Source organism: Tissierella sp. (assembly GCF_031460495.1).
Lineage (GTDB): Bacteria > Bacillota > Clostridia > Tissierellales > Tissierellaceae > JAVKTS01.
In genome coordinates, this window is the sequence record NZ_JAVKTS010000007.1 from 39,875 (window position 1) to 57,955 (window position 18,081).

At 31.7% G+C, this 18,081-nt stretch carries 19 protein-coding genes and 1 pseudogene; 15 read left to right on the forward strand and 5 right to left on the reverse strand.

The genetic code is table 11. From position 1 onward, the window contains the following. Window positions 1–4: 4 nt before the first annotated feature. The 3 genes from RIN63_RS13950 to RIN63_RS13960 form a co-directional block, all read right to left on the reverse strand. Window positions 5–217, reverse strand: a complete 213-nt coding sequence (locus RIN63_RS13950) for a sulfurtransferase TusA family protein (protein WP_310445359.1) — start codon at window positions 215–217, stop codon at window positions 5–7. Then, window positions 210–1,304, reverse strand: a complete 1,095-nt coding sequence (yedE, locus tag RIN63_RS13955; RefSeq protein ID WP_310445360.1) for a YedE family putative selenium transporter — start codon at window positions 1,302–1,304, stop codon at window positions 210–212. Before yedE ends, RIN63_RS13950 begins: the two co-directional genes overlap by 8 nt. A gap of 144 nt (window positions 1,305–1,448) precedes the next feature. Continuing rightward, entirely contained in the window at window positions 1,449–2,129 is a 681-nt protein-coding gene (locus tag RIN63_RS13960) for a Crp/Fnr family transcriptional regulator (RefSeq protein ID WP_310445361.1), read from the reverse strand. Between the two features lie 275 nt (window positions 2,130–2,404). On the opposite strand from RIN63_RS13960, the gene RIN63_RS13965 reads away from it, so the two are divergent. The 5 genes and pseudogenes from RIN63_RS13965 to RIN63_RS13985 form a co-directional block, all read left to right on the forward strand. Beyond that, entirely contained in the window at window positions 2,405–2,689 is a 285-nt protein-coding gene (locus RIN63_RS13965) for a hypothetical protein (RefSeq protein ID WP_310445362.1), read from the forward strand. 53 nt (window positions 2,690–2,742) lie between these two features. Continuing rightward, complete coding sequence (locus RIN63_RS13970) at window positions 2,743–3,336, forward strand: DUF4230 domain-containing protein (protein WP_310445363.1); 594 nt, start codon at window positions 2,743–2,745, stop codon at window positions 3,334–3,336. Between the two features lie 210 nt (window positions 3,337–3,546). After that, complete coding sequence (locus RIN63_RS13975) at window positions 3,547–4,182, forward strand: hypothetical protein (protein ID WP_310445364.1); 636 nt, start codon at window positions 3,547–3,549, stop codon at window positions 4,180–4,182. A 38-nt stretch (window positions 4,183–4,220) separates the two neighbouring features. After that, the gene (locus tag RIN63_RS13980) at window positions 4,221–5,702 is read left to right on the forward strand and encodes a DUF5050 domain-containing protein (protein ID WP_310445365.1); all 1,482 of its coding nucleotides are present in this window, start codon (window positions 4,221–4,223) and stop codon (window positions 5,700–5,702) included. A gap of 136 nt (window positions 5,703–5,838) precedes the next feature. Then, window positions 5,839–5,988 (forward strand): annotated as a pseudogene (locus tag RIN63_RS13985) (L,D-transpeptidase); the annotation flags it as partial. Window positions 5,989–6,066: 78 nt separating this feature from the next. Here RIN63_RS13985 and RIN63_RS13990 read toward each other — a convergent pair. After that, window positions 6,067–8,109 carry a copper amine oxidase N-terminal domain-containing protein gene (locus tag RIN63_RS13990; protein ID WP_310445366.1) on the reverse strand — a complete coding sequence of 681 codons (2,043 nt, stop codon included), beginning with the start codon at window positions 8,107–8,109 and terminating at the stop codon, window positions 6,067–6,069. A gap of 196 nt (window positions 8,110–8,305) precedes the next feature. Here RIN63_RS13990 and RIN63_RS13995 point away from each other — a divergent pair, with 196 nt between their 5' ends. Together RIN63_RS13995 and RIN63_RS14000 are read left to right on the forward strand one after the other, a co-directional pair. Further along, the gene (locus RIN63_RS13995) at window positions 8,306–9,025 is read left to right on the forward strand and encodes a L,D-transpeptidase family protein (protein ID WP_310445367.1); all 720 of its coding nucleotides are present in this window, start codon (window positions 8,306–8,308) and stop codon (window positions 9,023–9,025) included. 94 nt (window positions 9,026–9,119) lie between these two features. Further along, the gene (locus RIN63_RS14000; protein ID WP_310445368.1) at window positions 9,120–9,605 is read left to right on the forward strand and encodes a ferritin; all 486 of its coding nucleotides are present in this window, start codon (window positions 9,120–9,122) and stop codon (window positions 9,603–9,605) included. A 66-nt stretch (window positions 9,606–9,671) separates the two neighbouring features. Here the strand turns inward: RIN63_RS14000 and RIN63_RS14005 are convergent, their stop codons facing one another. Then, entirely contained in the window at window positions 9,672–9,896 is a 225-nt protein-coding gene (locus tag RIN63_RS14005) for an alpha/beta-type small acid-soluble spore protein (RefSeq protein WP_310445369.1), read from the reverse strand. 270 nt (window positions 9,897–10,166) lie between these two features. Here RIN63_RS14005 and RIN63_RS14010 point away from each other — a divergent pair, with 270 nt between their 5' ends. From RIN63_RS14010 to RIN63_RS14045, 8 genes are all read left to right on the forward strand, one after another. Continuing rightward, window positions 10,167–11,279 carry a sodium ion-translocating decarboxylase subunit beta gene (locus RIN63_RS14010; protein ID WP_310445370.1) on the forward strand — a complete coding sequence of 371 codons (1,113 nt, stop codon included), beginning with the start codon at window positions 10,167–10,169 and terminating at the stop codon, window positions 11,277–11,279. 10 nt (window positions 11,280–11,289) lie between these two features. After that, a complete protein-coding gene (locus tag RIN63_RS14015; RefSeq protein WP_310445371.1) occupies window positions 11,290–11,394 on the forward strand; it encodes an OadG family protein in 105 nt (34 codons plus the stop codon). A 98-nt stretch (window positions 11,395–11,492) separates the two neighbouring features. Further along, window positions 11,493–11,693, forward strand: coding sequence for a spore coat associated protein CotJA (locus RIN63_RS14020; RefSeq protein ID WP_310445372.1), 201 nt, complete (start codon window positions 11,493–11,495; stop codon window positions 11,691–11,693). Next, window positions 11,686–11,946: a spore coat protein CotJB gene (locus RIN63_RS14025; protein ID WP_310445373.1), complete on the forward strand. Its 261-nt coding sequence runs from the start codon at window positions 11,686–11,688 to the stop codon at window positions 11,944–11,946. Before RIN63_RS14020 ends, RIN63_RS14025 begins: the two co-directional genes overlap by 8 nt. Before the next feature lie 12 nt (window positions 11,947–11,958). Next, a complete protein-coding gene (locus RIN63_RS14030) occupies window positions 11,959–12,531 on the forward strand; it encodes a manganese catalase family protein (RefSeq protein ID WP_310445374.1) in 573 nt (190 codons plus the stop codon). A gap of 242 nt (window positions 12,532–12,773) precedes the next feature. After that, on the forward strand, window positions 12,774–15,293 hold the full coding sequence (locus RIN63_RS14035; RefSeq protein WP_310445375.1) for an FAD-dependent oxidoreductase: 2,520 nt from the start codon (window positions 12,774–12,776) through the stop codon (window positions 15,291–15,293). 233 nt (window positions 15,294–15,526) lie between these two features. Continuing rightward, window positions 15,527–16,804 carry an MFS transporter gene (locus RIN63_RS14040; protein WP_310445376.1) on the forward strand — a complete coding sequence of 426 codons (1,278 nt, stop codon included), beginning with the start codon at window positions 15,527–15,529 and terminating at the stop codon, window positions 16,802–16,804. Between the two features lie 15 nt (window positions 16,805–16,819). Continuing rightward, window positions 16,820–17,989, forward strand: a complete 1,170-nt coding sequence (locus RIN63_RS14045; protein WP_310445377.1) for an amidohydrolase — start codon at window positions 16,820–16,822, stop codon at window positions 17,987–17,989. The last annotated feature ends 92 nt before the right edge of the window (window positions 17,990–18,081 follow it).

Genomic DNA, 18,081 nt, shown 5'->3' on the forward strand with positions numbered 1-18,081 from the left:
TCACCTATTTCTTAATATTGATTTCAAATTCTTCATTATTTTTGTCTACATTTACATTATACCCTTTACCAGTTACAAATCTAGTGATATTTTCAGCTGCAACATAAGTATCTACTAGAACTTTAAAACTAGAATTTGGATTTTTATCTATTTCTTTCTTAGTCATAATAACCGGCTCAGGACAGGATCTACCTCTAGCATCGATAATATTAGCCATTATTAGCAACCCCCTTAGTTTGAGATTTTGACTTTGTTGTACTTAATATTACACCATAAGCTACAGCTAATACAAATACAATACCAATTATTACAGCAATTCTACCATTTGCAGTTGTACCAGCACCAGATGAAGCTAATCCAAAGTTATGAGCAAATGCAGCTCCTATAATAAGGCCAATTACTGTAATTCCTGCATCGGTGTCCCCTTGGCTAGCAAGTACAGTCTGTCTAATAGGGCAACCACCAAGTAAAACTGAACAAAGACCTACAAGTGTCATACCTAAGAAGTTCCATAGATTCTCAGTATGTGCCACAGGTTGACCTTCAAAACCAAGATTGAATGAATCAAAGTTTAATATCAGATTTCCAACTAAAGCACATACGAAAAGTCCAATTAGACCCCATAAGAAATGAGAATCCTTAATTAATATAATATCTCTAAATCCACCAGCTGTACAAATTCTGCTCCTTTGAAGAGCTATACCAACTATTGCGCCTAAGACTAAGGAAATAATCACTGGTGCAGCCATAGAGCCAGGTCCTTCAGTACTAAATAATATGAAAGCAGGTTTAATAACTAAGAAAATAAGTAGAACAATTGCAAATATAGGGAAAATAAATCCTGCTACTTTTCCTTGGTCAATGCTCTTACCAAGGGTATATCCTTTTTTTAGAAACTGAACACCTATGAAAATACCAGATACATATCCTGCAAGACCTACTAATGCATTTAAATCTCCATTTGCTAATCTTAGTACCATTCTCAATGGACAACCTAGGAATACGAGGGCACCGATCATTAAAAAGAAACCTAAGACAAATCTAATTAATGGAGAAGAACCACCTTTTACCTTAAAGTCACCTGTTAAATAAGAAATAGCAAAAGCACCAAAGATTATACCAATAATTTCAGGTCTGATATATTGCACTACTTCTGCTCTATGAAGACCTAAAGCACCAGCAATATCCCTCCAAAAGCAAGCAATACAAATACCCATGTTTCCTGGATTACCTAATTTCATTAGGATAGCTCCAATAAGTCCAATGATACCACCATAAATAAACATCTTGCGTTTACCACCCATAAAAAAACCTCCCTTGAAAAATATTTATCAATCTCAATTTGATTATATATAATTTAATTAAAAGATAACAATAAAAAATATCTATAGTAAAAATTTTACTATAGATATTTTTTACAAAATATGGAATTAGTGACAATAAGTTTTCTATTCTAATAAACAATCTTCCAGCAAATCTACATCAATTATTTGTAATTTGTTCTTATAATAATCAATAATACCATCATCTTTCATATTTGCAAGTTCTCTTGACAAGGAAGGGCGAGGGATATTTAATAGTTCAGCCATCTTTTTCCTACAGAATGGTAGTATTAAATTCTTGCTCTGTTGTTTGCTATATTCATTTAGAATAACATTTGCAATTTTTTTACGAACAGTATCATAGGAAAGATTAGTCATTCTATTATTAAGCATTAATATCCTGTTTGACAGTACAGAGACAAAGTTATTTAGCACCTTATCATTAGCCATCATAAGCTTTATAATATCATCTTTGTTGATATACATTATCTTTGAATCAGTAGATGAGATTATTGTAGCTGGATATTTATGAGTTCCAGAGAAGACAAGGGCTTCTCCAAATACATTCCCAGCTTCAAAATTGTTTATAGTAACAATTTTACCAGAGGGAAAGGGTTTATGAATTTCTACACTTCCATTGAGAATAATACCTAAGCTATGACAATCATCTTCTTCAATTGCAATAACATCATTTTTTTCGTAATTCGTTATATTATATTGTACTGTACTGAGCAAAATACTTATTTCATCAACAGCAACATTTTTAAATAATATTGATTTATTTAAACTATCTAGATATTTTTCCATAAAAGTCTCCTTTCTAAATATTTAGAAAAAGATTGTTCAATTTATAATATACCATAAATTATATTAATTAACAGCGTTAATCTTTACACTAATAATGAATTAATCTAATTACTTTAAAATAATAAATAAAAATAGGTTTTTTTATTAAAATAATGGGTAAATAAAAGTCGACATATAATATTAGGGAGGTAGAAGGCAAAATGACTTAATTCATTTTTACTCTATTTACTTATAGGAGATAAAAGTTCTTACTAAAATCAAAAAGGAGTTTCGCAATGAATAAAATTATGCTAATTAACAGACTAAATCCCCAAGATTATACTGAAGAAAAGAAAAAAATATTTTTTTCATTAGGTGGTATGAACATACCTAAAGTTGAAAATAAAATTATTGATGCACTACACAATTCTGGGATAATAGGATTAAATGATTTGGTATTAAAATACAATGGAATAGAATTAAATATTACAACACAACAAATACCTAATGTTGTTAAGCTTCTATGCAAGGAGAATATTTCAATATACAGCATATATCAATTTTACAATCCAGATTTATAATATACCAGCTATCCAATAATTGATGTAGATTAATATTCCTAAGAGGTGAGACCATGAAAAATATTACTAGTGTCAGAAAGATACTAATACTATCCTTGATTATTGTTTTTGCTATAGCAGGGCTTATTCTGTATGCAAATTTCTCTATAGATCAAAAGACAAATTTGTTATCGAGCAATATTCAAGAAAAGATAACTAGATTGGTTGAACTGTCAACTGTAAAATACAATTATACTAATATAGTAGAATATGAAGATAAAAAACAATTAAGTGGCGTAGATATACCGTTTACAATTAAGAAATTTATTTTGAAATATAGTGGATACATAAAAGCAGGAATAGATTTAAATACCATTGAAATTGACATGAAAGATAAAGATACAATTGAAGTAACAATGAACAATGCAGAAATATTTGAAAATGTAATATCTGAAGAAGATGTTTACTTCTATGATGAAAGGGATTCAATATTTAATAAGTTAAGCTTTGAGGATCTTTATACGGTATTAATAGAGGAAAAAGAAAAAATGAAGAAAGAAGTATTGGATAAAGGCATATTAAATGATGCAGAAAATAATGGCGGAGAAATCATTAAATCATTATTAGAAGGTATGGGATTTGAAAATATATCAATTAAATATAGATAGAGTTAAATTACCCCCTCGAGAACATGAAAATACTTACTATATACTCTATTATTTTTCAATAGGGTATATTTTTTACGGTATAATCAAAATAATCAAATGAAGATTTCTATAAATAACTTTAGAATAGTAATATGTTTGTTTCATATGATATAATTTATGGAGCAAAGCATAATGAAAAAATCAACAGTGAGCTATAAGGAGGATTAGAATATGGGAATTTTAGGAGGATTATTAAAGGGGGCTGGACAGGTTGTAGGAACTACATCTGAAATGGTATTAAAAACAACAGGTCAACTAATAGGGACTGTTGCTGATGGATTAGGAGCTAACGACCTAGCTAATATATCAAGAGATATTGGAAGTGGCTTAGGAGAGGTTTCAAATAAGGTATTCAAAACAACAGGCAATGTGGCGGGAAAGGTTGTTGATACTGCTATTAATGTTACTACAGATATTGGCGGAGGTGTAGGTGAATTTATTGCAGAAGGTTGTGGTGCAGATAATGATAGAATTGAGAAAGCGAAAAATATTGGAAAGATCGTTGGAGGTGCAGCTGGGGGATTAATTGTAGGAGATGTATTAGGAGGAGTTATTTGTAGTGTAGCAGGTGCCACTATGACAGCTAGTACTAGTACAGCAATATCCACATTAGATGGAATTGCAAAGAGCAACGCAGTAATAGCACAAATTGGAGGTGGATCTTTGGCAGCAGGTGGAGGGGGTATAGCAGCAGGGCAAGCAATTTTAAATAGTATAAATGCTACATGTTCAATCACTGGTGGAATCCAAGGAATAGATGGTAAAAAAAGTATCTGTAATAAGGAAATTGAAGATATTAAATATTAAATGTATATTTATTTTTAACTATTACAGGAGGATAATTTATGCAGGAAAATTTTAGACATAAACTCAAGGGATTAATAGAAAATAACCTTATCGATATTATAGGAAATTATAGCAAATTTAATGAAATACTGAAATCACTACAAAATGAATATAAAAAGGAAAGTTTTATTATATTAAGTTCCTATGAAGAAAATATACATCAAGAGATTATTCTAGCAAAAGGAATAGAGAATAATACATTATTATTTCAACGATTAATCAATGTACTACAAGATAACATGGGATTTTCTAAGGAAACTTCTGAATGGGTAGTTGAAACCTGGTTCTATATCCTTAATGTGAATATGAGTGGTGACCAATATAAAGATAATATTAATAGCAACGAAGTAGCTAATCCATTTACCTTAATTAAGGATGTTTTTGAGACGGAGGAGGAATATATTACTCGAATTATTGAATCCAATCCCCTCGAGATAGGGACTGCGGTATTTAACATAAAAGGGTATGATATTGAAACTGGCAGGTTTCCGATAAGTATAGATATGAGTATTAAAACAGAAGGAATGAGAATATTCTCTTCTGATGGATACATAATTGTCAACCGGGATATAGCAAGAAGCATATATGTTTCTGAAGATCCTATATTAGCTTATCTCAAATTTGGTTTTGATAAGTTTGGCATATACGCGGATAAGGTGGAATTGAGATGGAGAAATTATGCCATTCCTGTAAGCAATATAAAGGTAGAATTAGTAATCGAGGGTGGAAAGAATTGGAGCAATATATTAGCTGATTCAAATGGGTTGTTAAATACAGACATAGGATATCCTAGATATCATAATAAGTTAGAATATAATGGGTGGAATATATTTACTCACTCCACTGGCCCTGAAGTATTATGCAGAACTATACATGAAAAAAAGACAAGTGAATATTTCAATATTTATAAATCTAGAATTAATGGAAATGAAGTGTATAAATTAAACTCTTATGAATCTGGGATCATTGCAGTTAATAACGGAATAATTAACTACATAAATAAAAACTTTCATGGAAGATTATTTACAGTTGATATCAATGGGGAAAATCAAGGGGCCATTAGTAATGGCAGAATTAGAAACTATGCAGTAGATAAATCAGGGAGATATATTTATTATGTAGAGCATGAAAATTTAAATGATACATGGCCCCAAAATCTATATAGGGTTAGCTATGATGGAAATACTAAGGAATTCCTATTTTCAAAGCATAAGGATATATCAATATTACAAATTAAGGATAATTTCTTGTACTATAGTGTAGGTAAGGAATTTTATATAATGAATTTAAGTACAAAACAAATACTTCAAAGTATTACTTTTCCAAATGTCATTTTAGAAAAAAAACCTGGGGCTATTTTTCTTGATATAAAATGTGATTCTAATTATAAATCATTCTATTTTACTTATAGTGATTGGGGGATAATAGATAATACTTATGGAACGATTCCAAGATTTATCCATAGGGTAAATGTTCTATAAAAATTAAATCTGTTCATTGCACAATCAATAAAAAACTATAACATTATACATAAGACAAGTATTATGATTAATATATTAAAGTAATCATAATACTTGTCTTTTCATATTTGGCAGGTAGTTAGCCTATAATGAAAATGAAACTACATTAGAAACATATCCTATAGCTACTGGCAAGCCTAGTTCACCTACTCCTCTAGGTACATTTAAGATTGTTGAAAAGGCCAAATTGGGTGAGGGATTCGGAACAATATGGATGAGGATTAATGTACCCTGGGGTACATGGTAGTTTGGAATACGGAGCAATAAAGATACCCGAATAGGACTAAGTCATATTCGGGTATCTTTTATTGCTTAACTTGACTAGTTAATAATTGTATTTAATGTTATTATTTGAATTAAATTTATTGATGAAATCTACTATATTAATACCGCTTATATATAGAGTTAATGGATCTAAACTATCTATCAGGATAGCTTTAGATTCAGATTTATTTCTAATATAGTCAAGTACATTTAGAACCCATGTCTTATCTTTAGTTGAATAGGTTTTCATGTTCGTAGAATTTATTTCATCTAAAAACATAACCCAATCTTGACCTTGAACAAATCCCCTAAAGATACTTGGTCCAGAATTAATCAAACCATTATTATCTTCTCCATATGGAGAAAAATTATCTATCCGTCTATTTTCTCCATTTTTATATAATGTTATATAAATGTGACCACCATGATCCTTAATATAACCTTCAGAAACTGCTATTACCTCTAGATCTTTTATACCTGCTGATTCAAATATTGCAGCTGCATTTGACGCTGAGTACATACAATTTGATGACTTAGTTAGCCATGTATCATCAATATTTGTATATATTAATTCAGATTGTCCCCACAAAGTTAAAGCAGATATAGTTGAATATTCATCATATCTACCTGTGTTTGTCTTTTCATGGAAGTCATTTACTACCATGCTAGAAATAGTATTTAGGTCTTCATTTTCTAACTCTTTAGCCATACTAGCATAGTGAGCTGTAACAGGAGAGATAAAATTAGCATTTTTAGCTACTACAAAATATACAAATCCTGTGTCTAACTCTCTCATTTGGTTTTTTCCTTCATCATAGACTGTAAATTGGTTTCTATCTATGAAATCTTGTCTTCGAAGAAATGCAGTGTAAATTTTTGAACTATGATATTTTATTTTGATTTCTTCCACTTCATTTTTTATCTCCGTGGATCTTTTCAATATATTTATCAATTCTATTTCCTTTTTTGTTAGATCAGGTAATGAAGCATGATCGGATGCATAAGTATTGACTAAACTATCAATAGTATCATCCTTATTAGTATCATCTCTATCCATTAAAGGATACCATACATAATCCTCATTGTAGATTAAAACAACTTTTTCAGATATTTGGCTAGATTCTATACCATTGCATTCTAACAGCTTGTTGTCAGACCACACATACGCATTTCCTCTTTCAGTCATTAAAATGTATGGGTTATTCTTTTTTATATCCTTTTCTTGAAAGTACACAATTTCAGCCATATTTATAGGAACCATTTTCATATCATTGGGTTGAAGAGCAGTAGCTAATCCATACATTCTAATATCTATATAATTTAAAATAGGTTGACCTGAGTAGAACTCTTTATAGTCCATTTTTTCAAATTCTTTTACATCTATATCTGACCATAGAAGAGAATCTTCCGATAGAGTGCCTGAGAATATCATACTAAGAAGATTTTCTCTTTCTTGAAAGTTCTTTGTTTTATTTTCAAAGTAAGCTTTCATACCTGGTTGAGATCTTAGAATCTTTTCATAAGCTAATCTATCTGCTTGTAAATATATTTCAGGATGTTTGACAGCCATACTTCTAGATACATAGATTCCATACTTGTACTGTGGTTGACTTAGAGCCTTGGTAGCTACATCTTCCCAAGCCTTATAATGAATTTCTTGTGCTAGTGATTCGCTTTTTATTATTACAGAGTTACTTTTACTATTCCATGTCACTTGCCCATTAAAAGCTTCTATAACAGGTCTTATTGGCAAATAAGTTCTACCGTCTTTTGTAACAGAAACTGTATCTATTACTATCTTTTCATCATTTCGAAATATATAATTTTTACCTATAGGTACTTTTATAACTATATTATCCTTTTCTGCAACAGCCATATTGTTTACATTGTCCCAAGCAACCTTTGCTCCGAATTTCTCCAAAGTTATTCTAAATGGAACCAAGGTTCTATTATTTTTATCCACAAAAGGATAACCAGAGCTATTATTAAATCCAACCATATCACCATTTATAGATATCTGAGTACCTGTTGCTTGAACTAATGATGTAGGAACTGAAAAACTTAATAATAAAATCAGTAATAATACAAAACTAATCTTTTTCATTTTCTATCTCCTCTCTAGCATGTCATGGTAAAGTTATGCATATAAGGGTATTATAGCATATAATGTAAATATTGGGACATATACATTATAGGTTTTTCAAGCCCCCCACAATATGTAATTATTATGTAATTAAAATGGTTTTATAAGTTTTATTTATATGATTATTGCATATTAATGTATTTAAGGGGGGGATAGAATGAATAAAGATACTAAACTGTTTATTTTAATGGTTATTTTAATACTTTTTTTCTTAGTAGTAGGGAATTACATATACAGATATTCAACTATGAAAAAGATAAGTTTAGAAGATGTATATCTAAAAGATAAAAAGCCTAACTATACTATATTAATTGAAGTAGATATGAAACGACTAACATTAATAGATAATGAAAATGAAACTATATTAAAAACATATCCTATAGCTACTGGCAAGCCTAGTTCACCTACTCCTCTAGGTACCTTTAAAATTGTTGAAAAGGCCAAATGGGGTGAGGGATTCGGAACAAGATGGATGGGGATTAATGTCCCCTGGGGTAAATATGGAATTCATGGAACGAATAAACCTGGATCTATTGGAGCTAATTTATCGGCAGGCTGCGTTCGCATGAGAAATCAAGATGTAGAGGAACTTTATTCAATGGTAAAACATAATACTATAGTTACTATATCAAATGGGCTATATGGACCTTTTGGTCAAGGTTTCAGAGAATTGAGGCCAGGAGATAGAGGTGCAGATGTCCTTGAGGTTCAAAAGAGACTCGAGCAAAAAGGATATTATGAAGGTGCTTTAGATGGAATTTATGGAGAAGGAATGAAAAAATCATTGATTACATTTTTAAAGGATAATAATTTAGAAATAACTGATAAGATAAGTACAAAAATATTCAATAGCTTAGATATTTTTTTAATGGAATAATAGATAATTGATTAGATTTTTGTCATTTGGGTAAATAAGGTAGTAGAGATAACAAGATTACTTAAATGAATTATCAAATATTAGGAGGTATATTATGGCATCAGAAAAATTACTAAAAGGTTTAAATGATCAATTTAATTTTGAATTATTATCAGGATATTATTACATGGCAATGGCAGCTTACTGTTCCAACGAAAATATGAATGGATTTGCCCATTTTCTAATAGAGCAAGGTAAAGAAGAATATGAACATGCTATGAAATTCTATGGTTTTATCAATGATATGGATGGAAGAGTAATAGCTCAAGCTATGTCAGAGCCTAAAAATGATTACAAATCATTCTTAGAAGTATTTGAAACAGCTCTTCATCATGAGAAATTAGTTACTTCAAGAATTAATAATTTGCTAGATATAGCAACAGAAGAGAAATGTTATCCAACTATTCAATTCTTACAATGGTTTGTGGAAGAACAATTAGAAGAAGAAAATAGTATTAAGGATATCATATTTAAGTTAAAAGGCATTAAAGATAATTTCCAAGGACTATATTTATTAGATAAAGAATTGGGAGCAAGATAGTAAATTAAAATTTATTAAATTGAAATAAAAAAGATAGGTCATTTGACCTATCTTTTTTAGAACTTCCTACTTCATAGTTCCACTCATATTTTGTTGTGCCATCTCAACTAATTTTTTTGTCATATATCCACCAACGTAACCATTTTGTCTTGATGGTAAATTACCTTTATCTAATGAATCGTAGTTCGCCATACCTAATTCTGAAGCGATTTCTAATTTCATTTGGTCAAGAGCTTGACGAGCACCTGGTACAACTATTCTGTTACTTCCAGTATTATTGTTATTTGTCATTTTTTATTTCTCCTCTCAAAATTAATTTTGTAAAACTTTGGTGTAGTAGTATTATGTGTATAAATAAATTTAATAATCATGTAATATTATGAATTGGTGAATAATAATTCCAGTTTTGTCATAAATGTGAACTTCTTTAAACCATATTTTTGTCTTTATAAAAGCAAATAGGCATTAGTGAGATTTAAAGAATTTCTTTTTTGTATTTATAAAAATATTAAAACATGTTATAATAAGACGTCTTTAAATATGTAGAGGAGGAATAATAATTTGGAACAATTATTAGAAGGTGTAACCAGTCTTGAATGGAAACAAATACTTATGTTTATCGTTGGTGGCGTACTTATTTACTTAGCAATTAAGAAAGATTATGAGCCAATGTTGTTATTGCCTATAGGATTTGGAGCTATATTGGCAAATTTACCGGTAGTTGCAGGTATCCCAGGTATAGCTAGTGATGAAGGAATTTTGGGAATTCTTAAGAATGCAGGAATTTTAAATGAATTATTTCCAGCATTAATGTTTATAGCCGTTGGAGCAATGATAGATTTTGCACCATTACTTCAGATGCCATCTATGCTTTTTTTTGGAGCAGCAGCACAATTTGGAATATTTATGACAATAATATTCGCGTACTTATTAGGATTTGATATTAAAGAAGCAGCATCCATAGGTATTATAGGAGCAGCTGATGGACCTACATCTATATTTGTTGCAACCAGGTTTGCCAAGCATTTATTGGGACCGATATCTGTAGCAGCCTACTCATATATGTCTTTAGTGCCAATGATTCAGCCTGTGGTAGTTAAGGCTTTAACAACTAAAGAAGAAAGAAAGATAAGAATGGAATATAAAGAAGTTAAAATATCTAAGACTGTAAAGATAATATTTCCAATAGCAGTGACCATAGTTGCAGGAATTATTGCCCCTATGTCAGCTACTTTAATTGGATGCTTGATGTTTGGAAATCTTATTAGAGAATCTGGCGTACTAGAGAGATTATCTCAATCAGCTCAAAATGAACTAGCTAACTTAGTTACCTTACTTTTAGGTATAACAATTGGTTCTACAATGACAGCAGAAGCATTTATCAATGTAGATACATTAATGATAATGGGGCTTGGTTTAGTTGCATTTGTATTTGATACTGCAGGTGGAGTATTATTTGCGAAATTCTTGAACTTATTTGTTAAGAAAAAGTACAACCCTATGATTGGTGCTGCAGGTATTTCCGCTTTTCCTATGTCATCAAGGGTAATACAAAAGTTAGCAACAGAAGCAGATCCTACGAATTTCATTTTAATGCAAGCTGTATCTGCCAATGTAGCTGGACAAATAGGCTCTATTATTGCAGGTAGTGTTGTATTGATATTATTATCTTAGGAGGGACACTATGTTATTGAATTTGATGCTTTATGGAATGGGCACTACATTTTTCGTTTTGATATTATTTTATTTTGTTATAAAAGGATTAACTAAACTATTTCCAGTAAAATAATGAGAAACCCCTTTTTTAGGGGTTTTTTTTAATTCTTGTAACTAAACTGACACTTCCTCATAAAATATAGAGAACAGAACTTTTTAGGAGGAGAAAAAATGGATAGAGATTATGAAAATAAAGAAAGACCATGTTGTCCTGGTGAGCTAGCAAGGGCTTGTGTGCCTTTTCAAATTATGAATGAAGTGTTTAGTCCAAGAGAAGCATTGAGAGCTGGTACTTTATTTCCAGAGCTAGTTAAACCAAATTTTACAACTGGGATAGGAGATAAGGAAAGAGGGGGTAGATGCCATGGATAGAGCACAAATGGATTTACTTGTTGAAATAATGGAATCATCATTTATACTAGATGAGACATCTCTATATTTAGATACCCATCCAAATGATGAAAGAGCTTTGAGGATGCATAATAATGCTTCACAAAGATATTTTGAATTGAAAAATATGTATCAGGCAAGATATGGTCCTCTAATGAACAGAGAGATGAGCAGATATCCTTGGGCTTATATTGATGGACCTTGGCCTTGGGAAATAAATTTTACTAATTTTTAAAGGAGGATCGTTATGTGGTTTTATGAAAAGAATTTACAATATCCAGTAAGAGTAGATACAACAAATCCAGCATTAGCTGCCATGATACTAGAACAATTTGGAGGACCAGATGGAGAATTATCAGCAGGAGTACGATATCTGTCGCAAAGATGGACTATGCCAACCAATCAAGGTAAGGCTATATTAACTGATATTGGTACAGAAGAATTAGCACATTGGGAAATGATAGGCACTTTAGTTTGGAGATTAGTCAAAGATGCTCCAGTATCTCAAATAAAAGGCACACCTTTTGAAGCTCATTATGTAAATCATGGTAAAAGCCCATTTCCACATAATGCTGGAGGGCAGGCTTGGACAGCAGGTTATATTCAATCAAAAGATGATCCAATAGCAGATTTGCACGAGAATATGGCAGCAGAAGAAAAAGCAAGAGCAACTTATGAATGGTTAATTCGTGTCAGCGATGATCCAGGAGTAACAGATACTTTAAGGTTCTTAAGAGAAAGAGAAGTAGTGCATTTTCAAAGATTTGGTGAAACCTTGGGAATTGTACAGGAATATATAGATAGCAAAAAGTTTTACTAAATTACAATATTATATAGACAAGAGGGACACTGAGTCCCTTTTTTCATGCTTGGGATTAATATAAAAATATAATTCATTTTATAGAAGTAAGTATTATTTTATACTAGATCTCATTTTCCCTTAATTTTTTTGTGCTTTAATTGACAAAGCTATAATAATATGTTATTGTATAACTATACGGGTACGGGGTATGAGTAAATGAGAATATGAAATATTGTATTTAATTAAAAGGGGGAGTAAAAATGGGTAAAAAAATTGCTATCATTGGTGGAGTTGCTGGAGGTGCATCAGCTTTAGCTAGGCTTAGAAGGCTCGATGAAGATGCGGAAATAGTTTTATTTGAAAGAGGTGAATATGTTTCCTTTGCTAATTGTGGGTTGCCTTACTATATTGGTGGAACCATAGAAAATAGGGATTCCCTACTAGTTCAAACTCCTGAAGGGATTATGGAAAGATTTAATGTTGATGTAAGAATTAAATCAGAAGTTACAAAAATAATTAAAGAAGATAAAAAGGTTTTAGTTAAGAACTTACAAAACAATGAGACATACGAAGAAACCTATGACTACCTTATTTTATCACCAGGATCAACACCACTAAAACCACCAATACCAGGTATTGAATCACCTAATATCTTTAGTCTTTGGAATATACCAGATACAGATACAATAAAATCATATATTGATGAGAAAAAACCAAAGACAGCCATAGTGGTAGGTGGAGGATTTATTGGTCTTGAAATGGCTGAAAATCTACATGAACTAGGATTAAAGGTTTCCATAGTTGAGATGTTGGATCAGGTAATGGCACCCATAGACTACGAGATGGCACAAATTGTTCATGAACATTTAAAATTAAAAGGAGTAGACCTAAGACTAAAGGATGGAGTAAGCAAATTTGAATATAAAGACGGAGTAACTACTATTACACTACAATCTGGTGCAACTGTAGAAGGAGATATGATAATTTTATCCATAGGTATTAGACCTAATGGAGAATTAGCTAAAGAAGCAGGATTAGAAGTAAATCAAAGAGGTGGAGTTGTTGTAGATAGATATTTAAGGACTGATGATGATTTCATCTATGCTATAGGAGATGTCATTGAGGTAAAGGACTATGTGAATAAAAATCAAACTATGATTCCTTTAGCAGGCCCAGCAAATAAGCAAGGTAGAATAGTTGCAAATAATATATTGGGTGAAAAAAATGAATATAAAGGAACTCAAGGCACAAGTATTGCAAAGGTTTTTGATATTGCAGTCGCTAGTACAGGTACTAATGAAAAAACATTAAATAGGCTTGGTAAGGAATATAAGAAGGACTATCTAATTTCTGTGATTCATGCTAACTCTAATGCAGGATATTACCCAGGGGCATTACCAATGACTATAAAGTTAATATTTGATTTAGAGGGTAAAGTACTGGGTTCACAAATTGTAGGATATGAAGGTGTAGATAAGAGAATAGATGTAATAGCTACAGCTATTAGGTTTGGGGGAAGTGTTGCTGATTTGGCTGAATTAGAGTTGGCTTATGCACCACCATATTCCTCAGCCAAGGATCCAGTAAATATGATAGGATTTGTAGCAGAAAACCAATTAAAGAAAAAAGTAGATGTAATCCTTTGGAGAGAATTGCAAGACCTAGACATGGAAGATAACATTATTTTAGATGTAAGAGAAGAGGAAGAGCTGCAAATCGGATGTATAGAAGGAGCCATTAATATTCCTTTGGGACAGCTTCGAGAAAGACTTGGAGAATTAGATAAAAGCAAATCCTATGTATTATATTGTGCTGTTGGACTTAGGGGATATATAGCTACTAGAATACTTTCACAAAATGGGTTTCAGGCTAAAAATCTAGCAGGCGGTTTTACAACATATAAGAATATGTATCTTCAAGATGATAATGGTCAAGAAGGTGGAGAAGACCAAAAGGGACCTCAAGGATTTAGTGATTCTGGGGTACAAAAGGTGGAAAAAAAAACTAAAGAATCAGAACCGATAAAGACTAGAATAGCTGGAACAGGTGATGTATTTAAATTAAATGCATGTGGTTTATCATGTCCAGGTCCAATTGTACAAGTGAATGAAAACTTAAAAAACCTTAATGATGGAGATATACTAGAAGTAATGGCAACGGATCCAGGGTTTTTGAATGATATAAAAGCTTGGTGTAAAAACACTGGCAATACTTTAATAAAAACAGAAAATGCAGACAAAAAATTTATTGCTCTTATTGAAAAAAGATCAAAAGCTGAAAAACAATTTGTAGGTGAAGTAGAATCAGTAAAAGATGGAAAGAATATTATTGTATTTAGTGGAGATTTAGATAAGGCAATTGCTTCATTCATTATAGCTAATGGTGCAAGAGCAATGGATAAAGATGTGACAATGTTTTTTACATTTTGGGGATTAAATATTATTAAAAAGCAAACTCATGTAAAAACAAATAAGAATTTTATGGCAAAGATGTTTAGTATGATGTTGCCAAAGAATAGTAAAAAGCTTAGTCTTTCTAAGATGAATATGGCAGGAATGGGACCAAAAATGATAAGAATGGTTATGAAGGGAAAAAACATATCTTCATTAGAAGAATTAATTGAAGAAGGAATGAAGTCAGGAATAAAAATGGTAGCATGTCAAATGTCCATGGATGTAATGGGAGTCTCAAAAGAAGAATTATTAGAAGGTGTGGAAATTGGTGGAGTAGCAACAATGCTAGATGCATCCGATGATTCAAATATGAGTCTATTCATATAGCCAAGCGGGACACAACTCCTGTTCCTCTGTCCCAAATTTAATTTGTAAAAAAAGGTAGAATACTAGAATGTAATATAAGGCAGAATACTAGCATGTAAAGAATGCTAGTATTCTTTTTTCTTTTTTATGAAAATATTTTCATTATTACATTTAAATAAGAAAAGTTTTTACATTGGATTGATATATTGGAAAGGGTATTATTTAGATAATAAATGAACTAAGGAGGAGTCGTGATGGATTCACCACAAAACAAACAAAATGTAAGTCTCTATGGATGGTTAGTCTGGGGAATACTTGTAACTATTTATCTAATAGTTTTTTTTCATAGGCTTTCAGTTGGAGTAATTACAGGGGATCTTGTAGAAACCTTTGGAATGAGTGCTACACAAATTGCAAACTTAGGTGCTATGTACTTTTATGCATATACTATAATGCAAATTCCTTCTGGTATTCTGGCTGACCGTTTAGGTCCTAAGAAAACAGTTATAGTAGGTTGTATAGTTGCAGCTATTGGCTCAATAATATTTTCATTTGCTGCCAATATACCCATGGCATACTTCGGTAGACTTCTAGTTGGGCTAGGAGTATCAGTAGTATTTTTATGTATATTAAAGATTCAAGCTAACTGGTTTCCAGCTAAAAAATTTGCTACCATGAGCGGTATTACAAGCTTCATAGGAGGTATGGGAGGTGTTCTTGCACAGGGTCCTCTTATAGCAATAGTAAATATGATAGGATGGAGAAGTTCCTTTCTTGTTATAGGTGTAATAACATTAGTACTAGTTGTTATTACAGCAATATTTGTTAAAAACACACCTACTGAAAAAGGATTACCTGAGGTTAATCCTCAACAGACTCAGCCTATTGGAGAAAAGGAAAGCATTTTATCACAATTATTAGAAGTACTTAAGAATCCAAGGATTTGGGCTCCCGCTATTGCCTTTGGTGGTATAAATGGAAGTTTCATGTTATTTGCTGGAACTTTTGGAGTTTCATATATTAGCAATGTATATAGTCTAAATAATACTTCTGCTGCTAATTACATTTCAATAATGTTAGTAGGTTCAGGTATAGCATGTTTATTGATTGGGAGGATATCTGATTCCATACGAAAAAGAAAGTTACCTATGGTAATACTTGCCATAGCTGCAGTTGTGGCATGGATAATATTGGTATTTGTAAGACCGCCTATATGGTTCATGTATGTATTTATACTTTTAGCTGGTTCAGCTTCATCAATTGGAGTTTTATGTTGGTCCGTAGGTAAAGAAGTAAGCAACCCAAGACTTGCTGGAATGGCAATGTCTATAGTAAATGTATGTGGATTCCTTTTTGCAGCACTTCTTCCAGTAATAAGTGGAAGGATAATTGATACAAATATTACAAGAGGGTTATCTCCAGATATGGCTTATGTGAGGGCTTTTATAGTTCCTACAGTTTCTACCATTATATCTTTAGTTTTTGCATTACTATCTAGAGAAACCAAATGTGAGAATATTTATAGTAAGTAGAGAGGAGTGTTGTAAATGTCAAATATACTAGAGAAGGCTAAATCAATAGAAGATTATATAATTAAGTTTAGAAGAGACTTCCACGAAAATCCTGAACTTAGTGGACAAGAATTTAAGACTCAAGAGAAAATTATGAAGGAATTAGAAGTATTAGGAATACCTTATAAAAAAGCAGGGAACACCTCTTTAATAGCTACATTAAAAGGCGGAAAAAGTGGAAAAACAGTAGCTTTAAGAGGCGATATAGATGCTCTTCCAATTAAAGAGGAATCAGGAGTTGAATTTGCATCAAAGGTGCCTGGATTAATGCATGCTTGTGGACATGATAGTCATACTGCAATGCTACTTGGTGCAGCAAAGCTCTTATCTGAAATGAAGGATGAAATACAGGGTGAAGTAAGATTTTTCTTTCAAGAAGGAGAAGAAATATTTACAGGAGCAAAGAAAATCATAGAAGCAGGTGGAATGGAAGGCGTAGATGCATGTCTTGGTATTCACAATCTGCCAGCTATAGAAGTTGGACATGTAGATGTATCACCAGGCTATAGGTCTGCAGGCTGTGACACTATATATGTTAAGTTTGAGGGAGTATCAGGTCATGGTTCAGCCCCACACCTTGCAAAGGATACAGTTCATCCTGCGTGTCTATTCGTCACAGACCTTCAAGGAATAGTCGCTAAAAATGTTAATCCTCAAGAGCCTATAGTAGTTTCTGTAGGAAGATTCCAGGGAGGAACAAAGGCAAATATCATATCTAAGTATACAGAACTTGATATTTCTATGAGATACTTTGATGAAAATACTAGAAAAACAGTCCATGAAGCTATAAAGAGACATGCTAAAGCAATAGCAGATACCTATGAAATTAAGGTAGATGTAATCATAGAGGACAGTACTCTAAGTGTATATAATGATGACGAATTATCAGTTTTAGCGAAGAAAACCTCCTCCACTATTTTTGGGGAAGATAAAATTGTATCCATACCTAAGATGATGGGCTCAGAAGATATGTCCTACTATTTCCAACATGCTAAAGGTGTTTTTGCATGGCTTGGATCGGGAAATAAGGAAAAAGACTGTATATATTTCCCACACCATGAGAAATTTAAAATTGATGAAGATTGCTTAAAGTACGGAACAGCATTATATACACAATTTGCTATAGATTTCTTAAATGACAAATAGAACAAAACAAAAGCTGTAACAATAATAGATTGTTATAGCTTTTGTTTTGTTCTAAAAAAATTGTGGTATAATATTAATATTAAATATAGGCT

What these genes read in the sequence shown, in the direction of transcription:
- RIN63_RS13970 (WP_310445363.1), top strand. Translation starts at nt 2,743, where the DNA reads ATGAAAAATATTACTAGTGTCAGAAAGATACTAATACTATCCTTGATT.
- RIN63_RS14005 (WP_310445369.1), bottom strand. Translation starts at nt 9,896, where the DNA reads ATGACAAATAACAATAATACTGGAAGTAACAGAATAGTTGTACCAGGT.
- RIN63_RS14030 (WP_310445374.1), top strand. Translation starts at nt 11,959, where the DNA reads ATGTGGTTTTATGAAAAGAATTTACAATATCCAGTAAGAGTAGATACA.
- RIN63_RS14020 (WP_310445372.1), top strand. Translation starts at nt 11,493, where the DNA reads ATGGATAGAGATTATGAAAATAAAGAAAGACCATGTTGTCCTGGTGAG.
- RIN63_RS13980 (WP_310445365.1), top strand. Translation starts at nt 4,221, where the DNA reads ATGCAGGAAAATTTTAGACATAAACTCAAGGGATTAATAGAAAATAAC.
- RIN63_RS13995 (WP_310445367.1), top strand. Translation starts at nt 8,306, where the DNA reads ATGAATAAAGATACTAAACTGTTTATTTTAATGGTTATTTTAATACTT.
- RIN63_RS14040 (WP_310445376.1), top strand. Translation starts at nt 15,527, where the DNA reads ATGGATTCACCACAAAACAAACAAAATGTAAGTCTCTATGGATGGTTA.
- RIN63_RS13960 (WP_310445361.1), bottom strand. Translation starts at nt 2,129, where the DNA reads ATGGAAAAATATCTAGATAGTTTAAATAAATCAATATTATTTAAAAAT.
- yedE (WP_310445360.1), bottom strand. Translation starts at nt 1,304, where the DNA reads ATGGGTGGTAAACGCAAGATGTTTATTTATGGTGGTATCATTGGACTT.
- RIN63_RS13990 (WP_310445366.1), bottom strand. Translation starts at nt 8,109, where the DNA reads ATGAAAAAGATTAGTTTTGTATTATTACTGATTTTATTATTAAGTTTT.
- RIN63_RS14000 (WP_310445368.1), top strand. Translation starts at nt 9,120, where the DNA reads ATGGCATCAGAAAAATTACTAAAAGGTTTAAATGATCAATTTAATTTT.
- RIN63_RS13950 (WP_310445359.1), bottom strand. Translation starts at nt 217, where the DNA reads ATGGCTAATATTATCGATGCTAGAGGTAGATCCTGTCCTGAGCCGGTT.
- RIN63_RS14025 (WP_310445373.1), top strand. Translation starts at nt 11,686, where the DNA reads ATGGATAGAGCACAAATGGATTTACTTGTTGAAATAATGGAATCATCA.
- RIN63_RS13965 (WP_310445362.1), top strand. Translation starts at nt 2,405, where the DNA reads ATGAATAAAATTATGCTAATTAACAGACTAAATCCCCAAGATTATACT.
- RIN63_RS14035 (WP_310445375.1), top strand. Translation starts at nt 12,774, where the DNA reads ATGGGTAAAAAAATTGCTATCATTGGTGGAGTTGCTGGAGGTGCATCA.
- RIN63_RS14045 (WP_310445377.1), top strand. Translation starts at nt 16,820, where the DNA reads ATGTCAAATATACTAGAGAAGGCTAAATCAATAGAAGATTATATAATT.
- RIN63_RS14015 (WP_310445371.1), top strand. Translation starts at nt 11,290, where the DNA reads ATGTTATTGAATTTGATGCTTTATGGAATGGGCACTACATTTTTCGTT.
- RIN63_RS13975 (WP_310445364.1), top strand. Translation starts at nt 3,547, where the DNA reads ATGGGAATTTTAGGAGGATTATTAAAGGGGGCTGGACAGGTTGTAGGA.